The 17677-nt window shown below is 60.2% G+C and carries 16 protein-coding genes; 7 read left to right on the forward strand and 9 right to left on the reverse strand.

The window, feature by feature from the left end:
- The first annotated feature begins 1 nt into the window (after position 1).
- On the forward strand, positions 2 to 1018 hold the full coding sequence (gene folP / locus B4F27_RS14970; protein WP_286760020.1) for a dihydropteroate synthase: 1017 nt from the start codon (positions 2 to 4) through the stop codon (positions 1016 to 1018).
- A complete protein-coding gene (glmM, locus tag B4F27_RS14975) occupies positions 1015 to 2361 on the forward strand; it encodes a phosphoglucosamine mutase (protein WP_286760021.1) in 1347 nt (448 codons plus the stop codon). Before folP ends, glmM begins: the two co-directional genes overlap by 4 nt.
- Before the next feature lie 120 nt (positions 2362 to 2481).
- Here glmM and B4F27_RS14980 read toward each other — a convergent pair whose 3' ends face one another.
- The gene (locus B4F27_RS14980) at positions 2482 to 3408 is read right to left on the reverse strand and encodes a DMT family transporter (RefSeq protein ID WP_286760022.1); all 927 of its coding nucleotides are present in this window, start codon (positions 3406 to 3408) and stop codon (positions 2482 to 2484) included.
- 104 nt (positions 3409 to 3512) lie between these two features.
- Positions 3513 to 4535: a ketol-acid reductoisomerase gene (gene ilvC / locus B4F27_RS14985; protein WP_009824953.1), complete on the reverse strand. Its 1023-nt coding sequence runs from the start codon at positions 4533 to 4535 to the stop codon at positions 3513 to 3515.
- Between the two features lie 135 nt (positions 4536 to 4670).
- Here ilvC and B4F27_RS14990 point away from each other — a divergent pair, with 135 nt between their 5' ends.
- The 3 genes from B4F27_RS14990 to B4F27_RS15000 are packed head-to-tail and all read left to right on the forward strand — an operon-like array spanning position 4671 to position 6761.
- On the forward strand, positions 4671 to 5126 hold the full coding sequence (locus tag B4F27_RS14990; RefSeq protein WP_037944539.1) for an Lrp/AsnC family transcriptional regulator: 456 nt from the start codon (positions 4671 to 4673) through the stop codon (positions 5124 to 5126).
- Positions 5123 to 5584 carry an Lrp/AsnC family transcriptional regulator gene (locus B4F27_RS14995; RefSeq protein ID WP_286760023.1) on the forward strand — a complete coding sequence of 154 codons (462 nt, stop codon included), beginning with the start codon at positions 5123 to 5125 and terminating at the stop codon, positions 5582 to 5584. The genes B4F27_RS14990 and B4F27_RS14995 overlap by 4 nt, the downstream gene beginning before the upstream one ends.
- 49 nt (positions 5585 to 5633) lie before the next feature.
- Complete coding sequence (locus B4F27_RS15000) at positions 5634 to 6761, forward strand: aminotransferase class V-fold PLP-dependent enzyme (protein ID WP_286760024.1); 1128 nt, start codon at positions 5634 to 5636, stop codon at positions 6759 to 6761.
- An 18-nt stretch (positions 6762 to 6779) separates the two neighbouring features.
- Here B4F27_RS15000 and B4F27_RS15005 read toward each other — a convergent pair whose 3' ends face one another.
- Positions 6780 to 7982 (reverse strand): UbiH/UbiF family hydroxylase, encoded by a 1203-nt coding sequence (locus tag B4F27_RS15005; protein WP_286760025.1) that lies wholly within the window; start codon positions 7980 to 7982, stop codon positions 6780 to 6782.
- Positions 7983 to 7991: 9 nt separating this feature from the next.
- The gene (locus B4F27_RS15010; RefSeq protein WP_005854183.1) at positions 7992 to 8639 is read right to left on the reverse strand and encodes a pyrimidine 5'-nucleotidase; all 648 of its coding nucleotides are present in this window, start codon (positions 8637 to 8639) and stop codon (positions 7992 to 7994) included.
- A gap of 98 nt (positions 8640 to 8737) precedes the next feature.
- Here B4F27_RS15010 and B4F27_RS15015 point away from each other — a divergent pair, with 98 nt between their 5' ends.
- The gene (locus B4F27_RS15015; protein ID WP_005854182.1) at positions 8738 to 9391 is read left to right on the forward strand and encodes a GntR family transcriptional regulator; all 654 of its coding nucleotides are present in this window, start codon (positions 8738 to 8740) and stop codon (positions 9389 to 9391) included.
- Here the strand turns inward: B4F27_RS15015 and B4F27_RS15020 are convergent.
- Positions 9388 to 11304, reverse strand: coding sequence for a glycosyltransferase (locus tag B4F27_RS15020; RefSeq protein WP_286760026.1), 1917 nt, complete (start codon positions 11302 to 11304; stop codon positions 9388 to 9390). The two genes, B4F27_RS15015 and B4F27_RS15020, sit on opposite strands and share 4 nt — an antisense overlap.
- 97 nt (positions 11305 to 11401) lie before the next feature.
- Positions 11402 to 12562, reverse strand: a complete 1161-nt coding sequence (carA, locus tag B4F27_RS15025) for a glutamine-hydrolyzing carbamoyl-phosphate synthase small subunit (protein WP_286760027.1) — start codon at positions 12560 to 12562, stop codon at positions 11402 to 11404.
- 199 nt (positions 12563 to 12761) lie between these two features.
- On the opposite strand from carA, the gene B4F27_RS15030 reads away from it, so the two are divergent.
- Complete coding sequence (locus B4F27_RS15030; protein ID WP_005854179.1) at positions 12762 to 13220, forward strand: GatB/YqeY domain-containing protein; 459 nt, start codon at positions 12762 to 12764, stop codon at positions 13218 to 13220.
- A gap of 3 nt (positions 13221 to 13223) precedes the next feature.
- Here B4F27_RS15030 and B4F27_RS15035 read toward each other — a convergent pair whose 3' ends face one another.
- The 3 genes from B4F27_RS15035 to B4F27_RS15045 form a co-directional block, all read right to left on the reverse strand.
- Complete coding sequence (locus B4F27_RS15035) at positions 13224 to 13706, reverse strand: DUF2244 domain-containing protein (RefSeq protein ID WP_005854177.1); 483 nt, start codon at positions 13704 to 13706, stop codon at positions 13224 to 13226.
- 104 nt (positions 13707 to 13810) lie between these two features.
- On the reverse strand, positions 13811 to 14197 hold the full coding sequence (locus B4F27_RS15040; RefSeq protein WP_286760028.1) for a VOC family protein: 387 nt from the start codon (positions 14195 to 14197) through the stop codon (positions 13811 to 13813).
- A gap of 4 nt (positions 14198 to 14201) precedes the next feature.
- Entirely contained in the window at positions 14202 to 17642 is a 3441-nt protein-coding gene (locus B4F27_RS15045; RefSeq protein WP_286760029.1) for a pyruvate carboxylase, read from the reverse strand.
- Positions 17643 to 17677: the final 35 nt, after the last annotated feature.

Consider the following 17677-nt stretch of genomic DNA (forward strand, 5'->3'; position numbering starts at 1 on the left):
CATGACCGATTATTTCCGACCTCTCGTCCAGATCGGCCCCGCGCGGCCTGATACTGCGCTGCCTCTCGCGGGGGGGTGGGGCTGGTTCACCCATGCCGAGGTCTTGTCGCGCAGCACGCCGCCCCGTGTTGTGCCCGCGGCCGATATCCCGGCAAGCGTGATGGCACGGCTGACCGCGCCCAGACCCGCGATGGCAGGGCTGACGCTGGATCGCCCGCGCATCATGGGCATTCTGAACACGACGCCCGATAGTTTCTCGGACGGGGGGCAGCATAATGCCGTGCCCGATGCGCTGCGCGTCGCACAAAAGATGGTGGCCGCCGGCGCGGATATTCTGGACATTGGCGGCGAGTCCACGCGCCCCGGCGCGGATTTTGTGCACGTCTCCGAAGAGATCACGCGCACCGCTCCCGTCATCGCCGCACTGCGGGGGGCTGGGCTGCACACGCCGATCTCTATCGATACCCGCAAGGCCGCCGTGGCCGAGGCGGCGGTCAGCGCTGGTGCCAATCTGGTAAACGACGTCTCGGGCTTCACCTTTGATCCCGCCCTCGGGCCCCTGTGTCAAAAACTGGCGCTGCCGGTTTGCGTTATGCATGCCCAAGGCGATCCCGCGACCATGCATCTGGACCCACAGTATGATAACGTGCTGCTTGATGTTTTTGACGCGCTGGAGCGGCAGATCAGCATCCTAGAGGCATCAGGCATCCCGCGGGGGGCCATTCTGGCGGACCCGGGCATCGGATTCGGCAAGACGCAGGATCACAATCTGGCTCTGCTGGCGCGGCTGAGCCTGTTTCACGCTTTGGGGACGCCTATCCTGCTGGGCGTGTCGCGCAAACGGTTTATCGGAACGATCGGCACCGCGCCGCAAGCACGGGACCGCGCGCCGGGGTCGATCGCCGTGGCGCTTGCAGGATTGGGGCAGGGTGTGCAAATGATCCGTGTGCATGACGTGGACGACACCCGCCAAGCGGTCGCTCTGTGGCATGCCGCATATTTTGGGAGCATTTTATGACAAAATTATTTGGAACAGACGGTATTCGCGGAAAGGCCAATGTGCATCCGATGACAGCCGAGGTCGCCCTGAAAATCGGGGCCGCTGTGGGGCGCTATTTTAGCGCGGGTCGTGACGGTGTGCACCGTGTGGTGATTGGTAAGGACACGCGGTTGTCGGGCTATATGTTCGAAAACGCGCTGACGGCGGGGCTGACGTCCTCGGGGATGAATGTGCTGCTGCTGGGGCCGGTGCCCACGCCTGCGGTCGGGCTGCTTACGCGGTCGATGCGGGCTGATCTGGGGGTCATGATCTCGGCCAGCCACAATCCGGCGACGGACAATGGCATCAAGTTCTTCGGCCCCGACGGGTTCAAGTTGAGCGACGCTGTGGAGGCCGAGATCGAGGCGTTGATCGAAGGCGGTGTGGAGTTGACCCCCGCCGATAAGATTGGCCGTGCCAAGCGGATCGATGACGGGCGGTTCCGCTATGTCGAGCGGGTGAAGTCGTCGTTCCCGCGCCAAATGCGTCTGGACGGGCTGAAGGTCGTGATCGACTGCGCCAATGGGGCCGCACACCGCGTCGCTCCCGAAACCCTATGGGAACTGGGGGCCGAGGTGATCGAGATTGGCGTGTCGCCGAACGGCTTTAATATCAACGAGAATTGCGGCTCGACCCACCCCGAACGCGCCGCAGCGGCGGTGGTAGAGCACGGTGCCCATGTGGGCATTTGTCTGGATGGCGACGCGGACCGCGTGATCCTGATTGACGAAACCGGCAAGGTCGGTGACGGGGATCAATTCATGGCCCTTATGGCGTCCCGTTGGGCGGCAGAAGACCGGCTGGCCAATGGCGCCTTGGTTGCCACCGTGATGAGCAACCTTGGCCTTGAACACTTCTTGCAGGGCAAGGGGCTACGGCTTGAGCGGACGTCCGTCGGCGACCGCTATGTGGTCGAGCGGATGCGCGAAGGCGGCTTCAATCTGGGCGGCGAGCAATCGGGCCATATCGTCATGACCGACCACGCCACCACGGGTGACGGTCTGATGGCGGGGCTGCAGTTTCTGGCAGAGATGATCCGGTCGGAGAAGACCTCCTCCGAGCTGCTGAATAACTTTGAACCCGTGCCGCAACTGCTTAAGAACGTGAGGTTTTCTACCGGTCAGGTGCCGTTGGAAGACGCGCAGGTGCAAGGGGCTATCGCACAGGCCGAGGCCGATCTGGCCGGTCAGGGGCGTTTGCTGATCCGCAAATCCGGCACCGAGCCGCTGGTGCGTGTGATGGCAGAACATGAAGACGCGCAGCTGATGGAACGCGCGGTCGATTCCGTCGTGGATGCGGTCACAGCGGCTGTCGCACCTTAAGCTGATCGCAGGGCTGCTGGCGGGGATGTCCTGCGCGGCGGCCCTGCCTTGCCCTCGCGGGACGCGCCGCCTGCGGTGGCTGTGGGATGCCTTCGGCGAGGATTTAGAGCCATTTGGAAGCTAGGCGGGCGTGCGGGTGAACAGCCGGCGGAACGCGCCATATTGGCTGAGTGCGACACCCGAGAGGATCAGCACCATCGCGTAGAGCAGGGATGGCGGCAGCGGTTCGTTCAACAAGAGCGCGCCGAGGCAGACGGACCAGAGGGGGACTTGGTAGTTCACCAGTGACATAAACACCGGGCCGGCGCTGCGGATCACCAGCACGCGCAGGAAATTTGCAGCGGCGGTGGGGATCAGGCCCAGAAACGCCAGCGCCGCGAAGATGGACGGCGAGGGGCGGGGCGGTAGACCTTCGATGATGATCGCCATGGGAAAAGTGATGCAGGTGGCAAAGATCAGCAGGATGGTCGCAAGGCCGATCGCGTCCACCGCGGGCAGGCGGCGCATGATGATCGAGCTGGTGGCGTAGCCCCCCGCCGCACCCAGGCAGGCCAGACGGCCTTGGGTTTCAAGCGCGGTGCCGCTGCTTTCAAAGGCTTGCGTGCCGATCAGGATGACAACGCCGACAAAGCCCAGGGCAAAACCGATCACCTTGCGCGGGCTCATCGCTTCGCCCGGAACGAAGAAATGCGCAAGCGGCAGGATGATCAGCGCCGTCGCAGCCATGGTCACCCCCGCAAAGCCCGAGGTGACATATTGCTGACCCCATGCGAGCAGGCTGAACGGCACGGCAGAGCTAGCGGCACCGATAAAGATAATGGCCGCGATATCGCCGCGGGTGGGGGATTGGGTAAAGAGCCGAAAGCCGCGCAGACCCCAGATAACGATCATCACGGTGGCCGCGAACCCGACACGTGTGGCCGCGATCCAGAAGGGTGGCATTTCAGTCAGGGCGATTTCGGTCACCAGAAACGTGCCTCCCCAGATGAAGGCAAGCAGCAGGATCATCAGCCAGCTGGATTTGGTGATCTGGGGCGCGTCCGGCATGACATATCCTGTGGGAAAACTCGGCCCGCCAGATGTGACAGCCGGTCGCGCAAAAGAAAAGGCCCGGTGCAGAACCGGGCCTTTCCACATCGCGGCAATGGCGATCAGTTCTTGGATTTGTCGACCATCTTGCCGGCAGAGATCCAGGGCATCATTTCGCGCAGCTTGCCGCCGACGACTTCGATCTGATGCTCGTCATTGGCGCGACGCGAGGATTTCAGCGTGGGCTGACCGACGGAGTTTTCCAGCATGAAGTCACGCACGAATTTGCCCGACTGGATGTCGCTGAGAACGGCTTTCATGCGCGCTTTGGTCTCGTCGTAGGGCAGGATGCGCGGGCCGGAGACGTATTGGCCGTATTCCGCTGTGTTCGAGATCGAGTAGTCCATGTTGGCGATGCCGCCTTCATAGATCAGGTCAACGATCAGCTTGGTTTCGTGCAGACATTCGAAATAGGCCATTTCGGGCTCGTAGCCGGCTTCGACCAGTGTTTCAAAGCCGCAGCGGATCAGTTCAACGATACCGCCGCACAGAACAGCCTGTTCGCCGAACAGATCGGTTTCACATTCTTCGCGGAAGTTGGTTTCGATGATGCCGGACCGGCCGCCACCGATGGCGGAGCAGTAGGACAGGCCGATTTCCAGCGCTTTGCCGGTGGCGTCGGTGTCTACCGCAACCAGGCAAGGCACGCCGCCGCCTTTGGTGTATTCGCCGCGCACAGTGTGGCCCGGGCCTTTGGGGGCCATCATGATCACATCAACGCCGGGTTTGGGTTCGATCAGGCCGAAGTGGACGTTCAACCCGTGGGCGAATGCGATTGCGGCCCCTTCGCGGATGTTGTCGTGCACGTATTTCTTGTAGGTTTCAGCCTGCAGTTCGTCGGGCATGGTGAACATGATCACATCGGCCCAAGCTGCTGCTTCGGCGATTTCCATGACTTTCAGGCCTTCGCCTTCGGCTTTCGCTTTCGAAGCGGAGCCTTCGCGCAGCGCAACGACGAGGTTTTTCGCACCGGAATCACGCAGGTTCAGCGCGTGGGCGTGGCCCTGGGAGCCGTAGCCGAGGATGGCGACTTTCTTGTCCTTGATCAGGTTCACATCGCAGTCACGGTCGTAATAAACGCGCATTGGGGCGTCCTTTCGGGTTCGTTGAAATCTAGGGAGACCATATCGAAGCTGGTGCGAGATGCTATTGCGGAATTGTGAGTTTATTTGGCAAAATGAAGATGGTAATGCGCGGTATACGGTAAAAATGGAAAAATCATGCTTGATGATATGGATCGACGACTTCTGCGCCACTGGCAAGCGGATGCGGGGTTGTCGCCGGCGGAGTTGGCCGACCTTACGGGGCTGACAGCGGGTAAGGTGTCGCGACGGATCACGCGCATGCAGGAAGCCGGTATCGTGCAGGGGGTGGCGGCTGTCGTCGATTGGGCGGCATTGGGCTACACGGTCGAAGTGTCCTTGCGGATCACCTTGGACAAGACGCAGGGCAATGCCTTCGACCGCTTTCTTGAAGAGGCACGCCAGCTGCCTGAGGTGATCGAGCTCCAGACCTTTCTAGGGCGGGTGGATGTGCGCCTATCGGTTATTGCGCGGGATATGGCGCATTATCAGCAGATTTACCGGGAGGGTATTCTGACCTTGCCGCATATTGCCGATATCGAGGCGCTGATGCATGTGGCGCGGATCAAGTCAGAGGAGGCGTTACCGCTATGATCCCGCTGGATGAGGTGGATCACCGGCTGATCCGGTCGCTTGCCCGGGATGCCACACAAAGCGCCGGTGCCCTGGGGCGTCATATGGGGCTGTCGCAGCCTGCCACTTGGCGGCGGATCAAACGGCTGGAGGAGGCAGGCATCCTGCGCGGCAAGAGGGTGCGTTTGAACCGCGAGGCATTGGGGTTTGGCGTCACCGTCTTTCTCGGCGTCAAGCTTGCGACCAAAGGGCGGGTTAGCCTGGAGGATTTCGAACGCGCCGTCAGTGCCATCCCCGAGGTCCAAACGGTGGAGCATGTTCTGGGGCTATATGACTACCGTTTACGGGTTGTTGCGCGGGATCTGGCGGATTTCGAACGGGTACTGCGGCGGCGGATCATGACCCTGCCGGGGGCGGGGGCGGTCGAGGCAAATGTGCTTCTAAGCGAGGAACGACTGACCGGACCTTTGGGCCTGTGACTTTACCACGCAAGCGGCTATGTTCGCGCGAAACCATCAGGAGGATATCATGCCCGCTTTGCTAAATTCAGTTGACCCGGAAGGGCTTGAAGAGTTTTCGGTCGTGTTCACCGACCGGTCCTTGAACCATATGAGCGCCGTGTTCCAAGAGGTCATGCGCGACATCAGCGCTTTGCTCAAGGACGTATACAAGGCCGATGCCGTGGCTGTCGTCCCCGGAGGCGGCACCTACGGGATGGAGGCAGTCGCCCGTCAGTTCGCACGGGGGGCCGAGGTGCTGGTCGTGCGCAACGGCTGGTTTTCCTATCGGTGGAGCCAGATCATCGAGAGCGGCGATCTGACCGGCAATGCCACCGTCATGAAGGCGCAGATGCAGGGCAACAGCACGCCCGCGCCCTTTGCCCCAAGCCCGATTGATGACGTTGTCAAAGCCATCGAGGCGCATAAGCCGCAGGTGGTTTTCGCGCCCCATGTGGAAACCAGCGCGGGGGTGATCCTGCCCGATGACTATATCAAGCAGATGGCAGAAGCGGCCCATGCCGTTGGCGCGCTGGTGGTGCTGGATTGCATCGCGTCGGGCTGCGCATGGGTGGATATGAAGGCGCTTGGCGTCGACGTATTGCTCTCTGCGCCGCAAAAAGGCTGGAGCGCTTCGCCCTCTGCCGGGCTGGTCATGATGTCGGACCGCGCTGTTGCACGCATGGGAGAGACAACTTCGGACAGTTTTGCCATCGATCTGGCCAAGTGGCATAGCATTATGAAAGCCTATGAAAATGGTGGCCACGCCTATCATGCGACCATGCCGACCGATGCGCTACGGCAATTCCGCGATACCATGCTTGAGACGAAATCCTACGGCTTTGACCGTCTGAAAGAGGCGCAGTGGCGTCTGGGGGATTCCGTGCGCAAGATGCTGGCGGAGAGGGGCGTTACCTCTGTCGCGGCGGAAGGTTTTGGCGCGCCGGGGGTGGTGGTGAGCTATACTGCGGATCCCTCCGTGCAAAACGGCAAGGCCTTTGCTGCCGAAGGGATGCAGATCGCCGCTGGTGTGCCCTTGATGTGTGACGAGCCGGAGGATTTCCAGACCTTCCGTCTGGGGCTCTTCGGATTGGACAAACTTTACGACGTCGATGCCACGCTCGCGCGGTTGGCAGCCGTGGTCGATAAGGTACTGTAAATAAAGGCGCGCGGCAGGTCAGCCCTGCCGCATGCCCAACCCCATCTCCATCAGCATGCGCCGTACGGGGGGCAGGGCATATAGCGCGCTGAGCCCCTTGGCACGGGCATCGCGGGCCAGCGGCGTTGTCGCCTGACTGGCGCGGTTCAAGAGGTCGATGCCGCGCAAGCGCAGCTGAATGTCGCCAAACCGCGCCTTGTGGTAGGCGTCCAGCATGTGCTGACTGCCCAGATCAGCGCCGTGCTTTTGCGCCAGTTCCAGCAGCGTTGCGATGTCTTGCAGCGACATGTTCAACCCCTGCGCGCCGATGGGGGGCATCACATGGGCGGCTTCTGCAATCAGGGCGACGCGTTCAGCCGCGAGGCGCGCGGCATGCTGGCTGATGATCGGCCAGATCGCCCGTTCGGAGGCCAGCGTCAACGGGCCGAGCACATGGGCGCTGCGGTCGGTCGCGGCTTGGGAAAACGCATCTGCGTCAAGCGCCATCCGCGCAAGGCAGGACGCGCCGTCATCCATCCACACCACGGCAGAGCAAGGCAGACCGTCGCGATCGGGCAGGGGTACAAGGGTGAAGGGGCCCCCGCTGCGGTGCACCTCGGTCGACACGTTTTCATGGGGGATCCGGTGTGTCACGGCAAAGGCAAGCGCCTTTTGGCCATAGCTTTGGCGGGTCACCTCAATCCCGGCGGCGTCGCGCATGGGGCTGTCGCGCCCGTCTGCGGCAATCACGAGCTTTGTCGAAATTTTCGTGCCATCGCTGAGGCTTACGCGTGCGCCGGTGGTGCGGGTGAACAAGCTTGTGGTTGCGGTGCCGGGGCGGAAATCGACGTTCGGCAAAGCCTCTAGCCGCTCCAGAAGCGCGCGCCTTAGCAGCCAGTTCGGGAAGTTCCAGCCGAAAGGTTGGTCCGAGATATCGGCAGCATCAAAGGCGCGGCTGGTCAGCGGGGCCACGCCGTCACCGCCCGCATCCACAATACGCATCACCTGCAAAGGTGCGGCGTGGTCTTCCAGATGGGCCCAGATGCCCGCTGCCTCAAGCACGCGGCGCGCCGGTTGCAGCATCGCGGTAGAGCGCATGTCGGCCCCTTTCGCCGCACCATCGGTGACGGGGGGCGTGGGGTCGACGCAGACCACGTTGAAACCCGCAGTGCCGAAAGCCGCTGCTGCCGTCAAACCGGCAATGCCGCCGCCCGAAATCAAGATATCACATGCCATGGTCATGCCCGTCAGTTAGCCCGTGATCTGTGCAAGAAAAGCCGAAAGATCATCGGTGTGGAAATGGATATGCGGCGCGGGGGCGGGGTGCTCGGCCACATGGACGGTGCCCATCCCCATGTCATGCGGGGCGATCAGGTTGCGGGGGTCGTCCTCGAACATCACGGCGGTGGTGGGGGTCAATGCGTCGGCGGCAAATATCAGGTCGTAGGCAGCGCGTTCGGGTTTGGGTAAAAATGACGCGTGTTCAACGCCGTAGATGGCATCGAACAGGCCCGAAAGCCCCCGTGCGGCAATGACTTTTTCGGCGTAGGGGGCAGTGCCGTTGGTATAGATGATCCGGCGCCCCGGCAGGGCGGCGATCCGCGCGGCAAGCAGAGGATCCGGGATCAGCGCGTCAAAGGAGATCTCGTGCACCTCGTGCAGATAGGGGCCGGGATCAAGGTCGTGTTCGCGCATCAGCCCGGCCAGCGTGGTGCCATAGGTGTGCCAATAATGTCTGCGCAGATAATCCGCGCGCTGCTCATCGACGTTCAAGGCGGTCATCACCCAATGCGTCATCCGCTGTTCAATCTGGTCAAACAGGCGGGCGGATGGCGGGTATAATGTGTTATCAAGGTCAAAGACCCACGTATTCACATGAGAGAAAGAGGCGTGTGGCATGGGGACTTGCTACGCTGACCAGATGATCTGCGCAAGATCACGGGGTTGCGCAATTGGACGCGGGGGCTAAGGTGCCGGAGCCTTTTGAAAGAGAACCAATGACGACGCCACGCTCCGGACCCACAGACGCCTATTCCATGATCCTGGACGCGATTGACGTGGGCACCTATCGCCCCGGTGATCGGTTGGTGGAAAGCGAATTGGCCGAACGCTTCGGTGTCTCGAGAACGCCGGTTCGTGAAGCATTACAACGGCTTGAGACGCAATCCTTGCTCGCGCGGGACGGGCGGAGCCTGATCGTTGCATCGTTGGACCACAATCAGGTGGCCGAACTTTACGTCGTACGCGGCGAGTTGGAGGGGTTGGCCGCGCGGCTTGCCGCCCGTCACGCCACCGCTGAAGAAGTCCGTGTATTGCGCGAAATGGTCGAGGAAGACGACGCTTTTCGCGACAATCCAGCGGCGCTGGCGCGTGCGAACCGCCGATTTCACAAACAAATTCATCTCGCGTCCCACAACCGGTATCTGGTGCAGCAACTTGATCTGGTGCACCGGTCCATGGCGCTGATGGCGACATCGTCACTGGCGGTGGATGGGCGCGGTGCGATCGCGCAGGATGAACATGACCGCATTGTTCAGATGATCGAACAGCGTGACGAAGATGGTGCGGATGAAGCATTGCGCACGCATATTTCTGTCGCCTTCATGACGCGGCTCAAGCAAGAAGCGGCACAGCGCAAAGACGAAGGCTAGGGTGGACGAAGTGGTGGCACCTTAGAACCGATGGGGCTGGATCTATGTGGTACGCCATGTTCGGTCTTGTCCCAATAGAACGGGGTGACCACGAATTCGTATAGCGCCTTATAGGCCGCGAAAGAGCCGAGTATAAAGTAAAATGGCAGGGTGATTGCCCAGGGTATAAGGTGGCGATGCTGCGGACCCGAAACCGCCGTCATCGCGACAGATATATTGAGGATTTCCGCAAAGAGAAAATATCCGAAAAGCCCGTAGAACACATCAGCGCCCAGTGTTGTCTGGACAGGATGCGCCGCGCCGAACAGCGGTAGGCAAAAGGACCAGAGCATGGGGGCAAAGATAAACTGGCAGAACGTCGCGAGGAACAATACCTGCACGCCCATAAACCGAATAAGCCCGACATCACGGATCAGTTGGAAGGGGGCACGGCTGTGCACGACCCATGTGATCAAGAAGCCTTTCAGCCATCGTGACCTTTGTTTGATCCACGGCCACGCACGAAAATTGGCCTCTTCGTAAGTGACAGTCGGCAGCAGGTCGGTTTTATAGCCATGCCGTGCGAGGCGGACGCCAAGATCTGCATCTTCGGTGACGTTATGGGCGTCCCAGCCCCGCAGTTTCTCCAAAGCGGCGCGGCGGAAAAATAATGTGGTGCCCCCAAGGGGAATGATCAGCCCCAGATGCGCGACACCGGGTAGGATCACGCGCCACCAAGTCGCATATTCTAGGGTGAAACAGCGCGAGATCCAGTTGGTGCGCGCATTGTAAAAATCCAGAACGCCCTGTACACAAGCGACGTTTTTATGCGCAGTATCAAAGTGTTGTACAACGCGGTTGATCTGCTCGGCCTCCGGCGCGTCCTCGGCATCCCACACGCCGATAATACTGCCACTACAAAATTCCAGCGCGTAGTTCAGGGCACGGGGTTTGGTGCGCAGTTTGCCTGCTTGGGGCACTTCGATCACGTCGAACCAGAAGGGCAGTTCGGTTCGCGCGATGGTGTCGCGGGTCATTTGATCGCCTTCCTCCAGCACCAGCACGACCTGCAGCAGCGCCTTGGGATAGCTGAGCTGCGACAGGCGTGCGATCAAGGCGCTGGCAATCTCCTCCTCATGAAGAAGCGGGACAAGAACCGATACCTTTGGCCATCGTGTCGGGGCCGATGGCGCGGCGGGGTCTGAGGGCAGTGGTGTGTTCCCCCACAGGCAGCGCGCCAGAAAAGCCGACAGACGCAGCGTCATGATCATCGTACTGCAGAACAATGCCCATAGAACAAACGCCGTAAACGTCACCGCGGGGAGTAACGCGAACAGCATGCTCGCGACAAAAATGACACCGGCGGCCCAAATACGCCGACGTGGACCGGCAACCCGCCATGTTCGGCAGCTTTCATGATGGGGAACACGCTCTGCCGCGCGTTTGGCAAGGTCGGTCCCGTAAAGCGCGGTGATCTGACGGTTGATCTGCGCGGGTTCTGCCAGCACCGGTACGATGTCCAGTTCGCTGTTGCCGAAGGCCTCATGCGCAAGGGTATGAAGGGCATCCGGCCGGCTGGTCGCGACAAACAGCGTTTGTCCCATCCGCCGCCACGGCACAATCTTATGGTGCAAGCTGGCTTCGGCAGACAGATGGCGCGCAAGCACCGGTTTGGGCGGGTCTGCGTCAAGGTCGACCTGCTGGATCTGATGTTGCAGTGCCAGTGCTTTGGTCACTTCACTGCGCGAGACAAGCCCTTGAGCCACAAGGATTTCCCCAAGCGGTGCATCCAGATCGCGCTGCGCTTCAAGTGCGTGAACCAGATCGGCCTGATCGATCAACCCTGCGTCGACCAATATGCGCCCCAAGGGACGATAGCGCCCGCGCGCACGCGCGGGACTGGGTGCTTTCAGCTCTAATCCAAGGTTGCTCAACGGGCGAATCCCTTCCTGTCGGAATAGGACCACCTTGGGAGAGATGCCTTAATGGGGCGTTAATTGCGGATGAAGAGAACGCCCGCAACTGTCAGGTTTAGCTGGCCCGCTCTGCCATCGCCGCGGCAAAGCGTTCAAACAGATAGAAACTGTCTTGCGGGCCGGGGCTCGCTTCGGGGTGGTGCTGAACGGACCAGACGGGCCGCCCCTCCATCCGGATGCCGCAGTTGGAGCCGTCAAACAACGACTGATGGGTTTCAACCACTCCGCTTGGCAGGCTTTGCGCATCGACGGCAAACCCATGGTTCATCGAGGTGATTTCGACCTTGCCGGTATCAATGTCCTTAACGGGGTGGTTCGCGCCGTGGTGACCGTGACCCATTTTGACCGTCTGCCCGCCAAGAGCCAGCGCAAGCATCTGGTGGCCAAGGCAAATGCCGAAAACCGGAAGCTCTGTCTTTTCGATGACATCCTTGATCATCGGCACAGCATACACGCCGGTCGCCGCCGGATCGCCGGGGCCGTTCGACAAGAAAACCCCGTCAGGATTATGCGCCATCACATCTTCATACGTGGCAGAGGCGGGCAGCACCGTGACGTCGCAGCCGGCCGAGGCAAGGCAGCGCAGGATGTTGCGCTTGGCACCGTAGTCGATCGCGACCACTTTATGAGGTGCATTTTCCTGCGCAGTATAGCCGTCGGGCCAAGCCCACCGCATTTCATTCCAGCGGTAGGATTGTTTGCAGCTGACATCTTTCGCCAGATCCATGCCTTCCAGGCCCGCGAAACCGCGTGCCGCAGTGACCAGCGCTTCGACGTCGAAAACGCCGTCAGGATTATGCGCCAATGCCGCGTGTGGGGCCCCTTGCTGCCGGATGGCGCGGGTCAGGCGGCGGGTATCAATACCACCAATCGCGATGCGCCCGCGCGAAGCCAGCCATTCGGACAACGGCTGGACCGAACGCCAGTTGCTCGGGTCGGTGGGCATCCATTTGACAACCATCCCCGCTGCGACCGGATCGCCGGTTTCGTCATCTTCGGGGTTCGTGCCGGTGTTACCGATGTGGGGGAAGGTAAAGGTCACGATCTGCCCCGCGTAGGACGGGTCGGTCATGATTTCCTGATAGCCCGTCATCGCTGTATTAAAGCAAAGCTCGGCCACGGTCTCTCCCGTTGCGCCAAAGCCCATGCCGTAGAAAATCGATCCGTCCGCTAGCGCCAGGCAGGCAGTCGGACGAGGTGATGTGGTCGCGGTCATGTCGGGGGCCTCCAGCGGCAGGTATATGGAGCTAAACGGTGGCAACCTAAAGCCGCAGTTCGTCGGGGTCAATAGCAGGTTGAAAATGAAATATCGTTAATTTCCAGTGGGTTGCGCGAGGCTTGTGGCATTGCCTGCGCCGCGCAATATCTCTATGTTGCACGGCTTAATACCCCCTAGGGTCAAAAGGACGATGGTAATGGTACTGCGCACTCGCATCTCGGATGCACTGAAACAGGCAATGAAAGACAAGGCGGCGGACCGGCTGTCGACCCTGCGGCTGATCAATGCGGCGATCAAGGATAAAGACATCGCGGCGCGTGCTGATGAGGGCGACACGGGTGTTGGCGATGCCGAAGTGCTCGCGATTTTAGGTAAAATGGCGAAACAACGTATGGAATCCGTACGCGCCTATGAAGAGGGCGGGCGGCTTGATCTTGCGGATCGCGAGCGTGAAGAGATTGCCGTGATCGAAGAGTTTCTGCCCCGTCAGCTGACCGAAGAAGAAACCGCCAAGGCCGTCGATGCCGCCATTGCCGAAGTGGGTGCGACATCGATCCGTGACATGGGTAAGGTGATCGGCCTGCTTAAAGGTAAGTACACGGGGCAAATGGATTTTGGCGCGGTCGGCCCCAAGGTGAAAGAGCGGCTGAGCTAAGGCTCAGCGCATCAGCGAACGGTTCAGCTCGTCATAGAGGGCGATCCGTTCTTCTTCGCTCAGGAAGGTCCCGATTTCGACCTCGCGGCCCATGCCGCGCAGGGTCACGTAATGGGGTACGGGGCCGTCTTTTTCATATTTCGTCACGACGGCCCAATGCCGGTTGCACTGCCATTCTTTGACCTCTCCGCGCGCGGTGCGATGGGATAAATGTGCTGTATTGTGGTCGAGCGTAAACACTTCTTCAATCTGTCTGGCCTTATGGTTGCGCTGTAGCGCCCAATACATCGCCGCGACGGCGGCCAGCATGAAAGGAAGAAGCCCCCACAGCAGAACAGTCCCCAACAGTGGCAGAACGGGGATCAGAATTAGGACAAACGTGACAAGGATAAAACTGGCGAATCCCTTTGCCGGCAGGGATTGGTGCGGCCGCAGGCAAAGAACCTGCGTCGAGGCGTCGGGTCGTGTTTTCCATTCATAGGGCATGGGAGGTGTCCATCTGTCGTGCCAAGCCTGAACGTAGCAGCAGAACGGGCCTGATCAATGCGGCAGAATGCATCCGGCCCCAAGTGTCGGGGCCGATGTTTTTTCTAGGGGGTCGTGCGCGGTTCAATCAGATCCCAGCGATGGCCGAAAACGTCGCGGAACACGGCGACAGTGCCATAGGGTTCATGGCGAGGGGCTTCTTCGAATGTCACGCCCCCAGCCAAAAGTCGGGCATGGTCGCGGGCAAAATCCTCGGTCTCTAGAAACAACCAGACACGCCCCGCACCTTGGTTCCCAATCGCGGCACGTTGAACATCGTCGCCCGGTTCGGCGAGGATAAAGCCGGTGCCGCCACCCGAAGGGGTGACGCGCACCCAGCGTTTATGCCCCTGGTCCTCGTCCTGTGTCAGGTCGAACCCCATCGTACCACAGTAAAAGGATATTCCTTCGTCGTAGCTGGGAACGATCAGGGTCAGGGCAGAAAGGCGCATGGGATCACTCCAACTCGACCAGCAGATCCTTGGCGTCGATCTGGCCCCCGGGCGTGACATGCACCGCTTTGACGACAGCATCGCGGTCCGAGTGGATACCGGTTTCCATTTTCATCGCCTCGATGGTCAGAAGCAGGTCGCCGGATTTGACCTTTTGACCCACCGTCGCCCCGACCGAGGCCACAACACCCGGCATCGGCGCTCCGATGTGATTGACGTTACCAATCTCGGCCTTGGGACGCTGTGCAGTCGTCGCTTTGACCATCCGGTTGGGCACGCGCACGACGCGCGGCTGGCCATTCAGTTCAAAAAAGACCTTAACGTCGCCGTCTTCATTGGTCTCGCTCAAGGCTTGCAGACGAATTTCCAGCGTCTTGCCCGGGTCGATTTCCGCGGTGATCTCTTCGCCCGGTTCCATCCCGTAGAAGAAGGTGCGGGTCGGCAATACACGGACAGGGCCATAGGTCCGGTGACGACCCATGTAATCCAGGAAAACCTTGGGGTACATCAGGTACCCTGACAGGTCATCGTCTTCAACCTGAGCCCCTTCCAGAAGGTCGCGCAATTCCTTGCGTGTCGCTTCAAGATCGGCAGGGGGCAAATGGGCACCGGGGCGTTCCGTGTTCGGTTTTTCGCCTTTCAGGATTTTGTCGACAATCGCGTCAGGGAACCCGCCCGGAGGCTGGCCCAGATTGCCGCGCATCATGTCGATCACGCTGTCAGGAAAGGACATTTCCGCCTTCGGGTCTTCGACCTGCGCGCGGGTTAACCCTTGGGATACCATCATCAGAGCCATGTCGCCGACCACTTTGGACGACGGCGTCACCTTGACGATATCACCAAACATCTGGTTCACCTCGGCATAGGTTTTGGCGACCTCGGGCCAACGATCATCCAGCCCCATCGACGCGGCCTGCGCCTTGAGGTTGGTGAACTGCCCGCCGGGCATCTCGTGCAGATAGACTTCGGAGGAAGGGGCCTGCATGCCGGTCTCGAACGCGGCATATTCGCCACGCACGTCTTCCCAGTAGTTAGAGATTTCGCGTACCGCGTCCATCGACAGGCCCGTGTCGCGATCCGTGTGTTTCAGCGCTTCGACCACGGACCCGAGCGTCGCCTGAGACGTGTTGCCCGATAGCGCGTCCATGGCGCAATCTACCGCGTCCACGCCCGCCTCGGAGGCTGCCATGATCGTCGCGGTCGCCGTGCCTGCGGTATCATGCGTGTGGAAATGGATCGGCAGGCCGACTTCGGATTTCAGCGCTTTGATCAATACTTTGGCCGCATTCGGCTTGAGCACGCCGGCCATGTCTTTCAGACCCAGAACATGGGCACCGGCCGCTTTCAGTTCCTTGCCCATAGCAACATAGTATTTCAGGTCGTATTTGGATCGGTCCGGATCAAAAATGTCGCCGGTATAGCAAACGGTACCTTCGCAAATCTTACCGTTTTCAATCACCGCATCCATGGCGACACGCATGTTTTCAACCCAGTTCAGGCTGTCAAACACGCGGAAAACATCGACACCCTCGGTCGCGGCCACGCGGACGAATTCCTGCACCACATTGTCCGAATAATTGGTATAGCCCACGCCATTCGACCCGCGCAGCAGCATTTGCGTCATCACGTTTGGCAGGGCAGCGCGTAGGTCGCGCAGGCGTTGCCACGGACATTCTTGCAAGAACCGGTAGGCCACATCAAAGGTCGCACCGCCCCAGCACTCCATCGAGAAAAGCTGTGGAAGATTAGCGGCATAGGCGGGTGCAACCTTGATCATGTCATGGCTGCGCATCCGCGTCGCAAGCAATGACTGGTGACCGTCGCGCATGGTGGTGTCGGTGATCAACAGCTGCCGCTGCTGCCCCATCCAATCGGCAACAGCCTGCGGCCCTTTTTGTTCAAGCAAGTTACGGGTGCCCATCATCGGCTCGGCTCGGGCGGCGGGCGGCTGCGGCGCGCGGACGGCCGCCGCAGGGCGTTCGAACCCCTTGGTTTCAGGGTGCCCGTTCACCGTAATATCAGCGATATATGTTAATACTTTGGTCGCCCGATCGCGGCGCTTTTCAAAGGTAAAAAGCTCGGGTGTCTGGTCGATAAATTTGGTGTGGTAGCTATTATCGAGGAAGGTCGGGTGTTTCAGCAGATTTTCGACAAAGGCGATGTTTGTCGACACGCCCCGGATGCGGAACTCGCGCAGGGCGCGGTCCATGCGGGCGATCGCTTGCTCGGGCGTTTGAGCTTTCGCCGTCACCTTGACCAAAAGACTGTCATAATAGCGCGTGATCACCCCACCTGAATAGGCGGTACCGCCGTCCAAGCGGATGCCCATGCCGGTGGCCTCACGAAAGGCGGTGATGCGGCCATAATCAGGAATGAAGTTGTTTTGGGGGTCTTCGGTGGTAATCCGAGTTTGCAACGCATGGCCGTTCAGCTGCACATCTGCCTGCGAGGCCTTGCCCGTCGCCTCGGCGATGGTCTTGCCTTCGGCAATTAAGATTTGCGCCTGGACGATATCGATGCCGGTGACCTCTTCGGTGACCGTGTGTTCGACCTGAACCCTTGGATTTACCTCGATAAAATAAAACTTGCCGTCGTCCATATCCATCAGGAATTCGACCGTACCGGCACATTCATAGTTAACATGTGCACAGATTTTGCGGCCCAATTCGCAAATCTCGGCGCGTTGTTCTTCGGTAAGATAGGGGGCAGGCGCGCGTTCGACGACCTTTTGGTTGCGACGCTGAACGGAACAATCTCTTTCAAATAGATGGTAGATTTCGCCGTGACTGTCGCCCAAAATCTGCACCTCGACATGGCGCGCCTTCAGGATCATCTTTTCCAGATAGCCTTCGCCATTGCCAAAGGCCGCTTCTGCCTCGCGCCGGCCTTCCATCACTTTTTCTTTAAGTTCTTCTTCATTCGCGATGGGGCGCATGCCACGACCCCCGCCACCCCAGGACGCCTTGAGCATCAGCGGGTAGCCAACCTCTGCCGCCTGCTTGCGGACGACCTCCATATCATCGCCTAGAACGTCTGTGGCGGGGACGACCGGCACGCCGGCCTCCATCGCCACGCGTCGCGCGCTGGCCTTGTCGCCCAAGGCGCGCATTGTTTCCGCACGCGGCCCGATAAAAGTAATACCGTTCTGCGCGCAAGCATCTACAAAATCGGGGTTTTCTGACAGTAGCCCATAGCCCGGGTGGATCGCATCCGCGCCCGAGGCTTTGGCCACGCGGATGATTTCATCGATGCTCAAATAGGCGGCGACAGGCCCCAAACCGGCCCCGATCCGGTAGGCTTCATCGGCCTTGAAACGGTGTAGGCCCAGCTTATCTTCCTCGGCGAAAACGGCGACCGTCTTTTTTCCCATCTCGTTGGCCGCGCGCATAATTCGAATGGCGATCTCGCCGCGGTTTGCGATTAGAATTTTCTTAAAGTCGGTCATAGCTAGGCCTTCCTGCTGGCGAGAAATCTTAATTT

This window comes from Sulfitobacter sp. UBA1132 (assembly GCF_002311545.1).
Lineage (GTDB): Bacteria > Pseudomonadota > Alphaproteobacteria > Rhodobacterales > Rhodobacteraceae > Sulfitobacter > Sulfitobacter pontiacus.

Coding starts and splice junctions, on each gene's coding strand:
- B4F27_RS14990 (WP_037944539.1), top strand. CDS start 4,671: ATGCTTGATGATATGGATCGACGACTTCTGCGCCACTGGCAAGCGGAT.
- folP (WP_286760020.1), top strand. CDS start 2: ATGACCGATTATTTCCGACCTCTCGTCCAGATCGGCCCCGCGCGGCCT.
- carA (WP_286760027.1), bottom strand. CDS start 12,562: ATGACCGCGACCACATCACCTCGTCCGACTGCCTGCCTGGCGCTAGCG.
- B4F27_RS15040 (WP_286760028.1), bottom strand. CDS start 14,197: ATGCGCCTTTCTGCCCTGACCCTGATCGTTCCCAGCTACGACGAAGGA.
- B4F27_RS15000 (WP_286760024.1), top strand. CDS start 5,634: ATGCCCGCTTTGCTAAATTCAGTTGACCCGGAAGGGCTTGAAGAGTTT.
- ilvC (WP_009824953.1), bottom strand. CDS start 4,535: ATGCGCGTTTATTACGACCGTGACTGCGATGTGAACCTGATCAAGGAC.
- B4F27_RS15030 (WP_005854179.1), top strand. CDS start 12,762: ATGGTACTGCGCACTCGCATCTCGGATGCACTGAAACAGGCAATGAAA.
- B4F27_RS14980 (WP_286760022.1), bottom strand. CDS start 3,408: ATGCCGGACGCGCCCCAGATCACCAAATCCAGCTGGCTGATGATCCTG.
- B4F27_RS15005 (WP_286760025.1), bottom strand. CDS start 7,982: ATGACCATGGCATGTGATATCTTGATTTCGGGCGGCGGCATTGCCGGT.
- B4F27_RS15045 (WP_286760029.1), bottom strand. CDS start 17,642: ATGACCGACTTTAAGAAAATTCTAATCGCAAACCGCGGCGAGATCGCC.
- B4F27_RS15015 (WP_005854182.1), top strand. CDS start 8,738: ATGACGACGCCACGCTCCGGACCCACAGACGCCTATTCCATGATCCTG.
- glmM (WP_286760021.1), top strand. CDS start 1,015: ATGACAAAATTATTTGGAACAGACGGTATTCGCGGAAAGGCCAATGTG.
- B4F27_RS15010 (WP_005854183.1), bottom strand. CDS start 8,639: ATGCCACACGCCTCTTTCTCTCATGTGAATACGTGGGTCTTTGACCTT.
- B4F27_RS14995 (WP_286760023.1), top strand. CDS start 5,123: ATGATCCCGCTGGATGAGGTGGATCACCGGCTGATCCGGTCGCTTGCC.
- B4F27_RS15035 (WP_005854177.1), bottom strand. CDS start 13,706: ATGCCCTATGAATGGAAAACACGACCCGACGCCTCGACGCAGGTTCTT.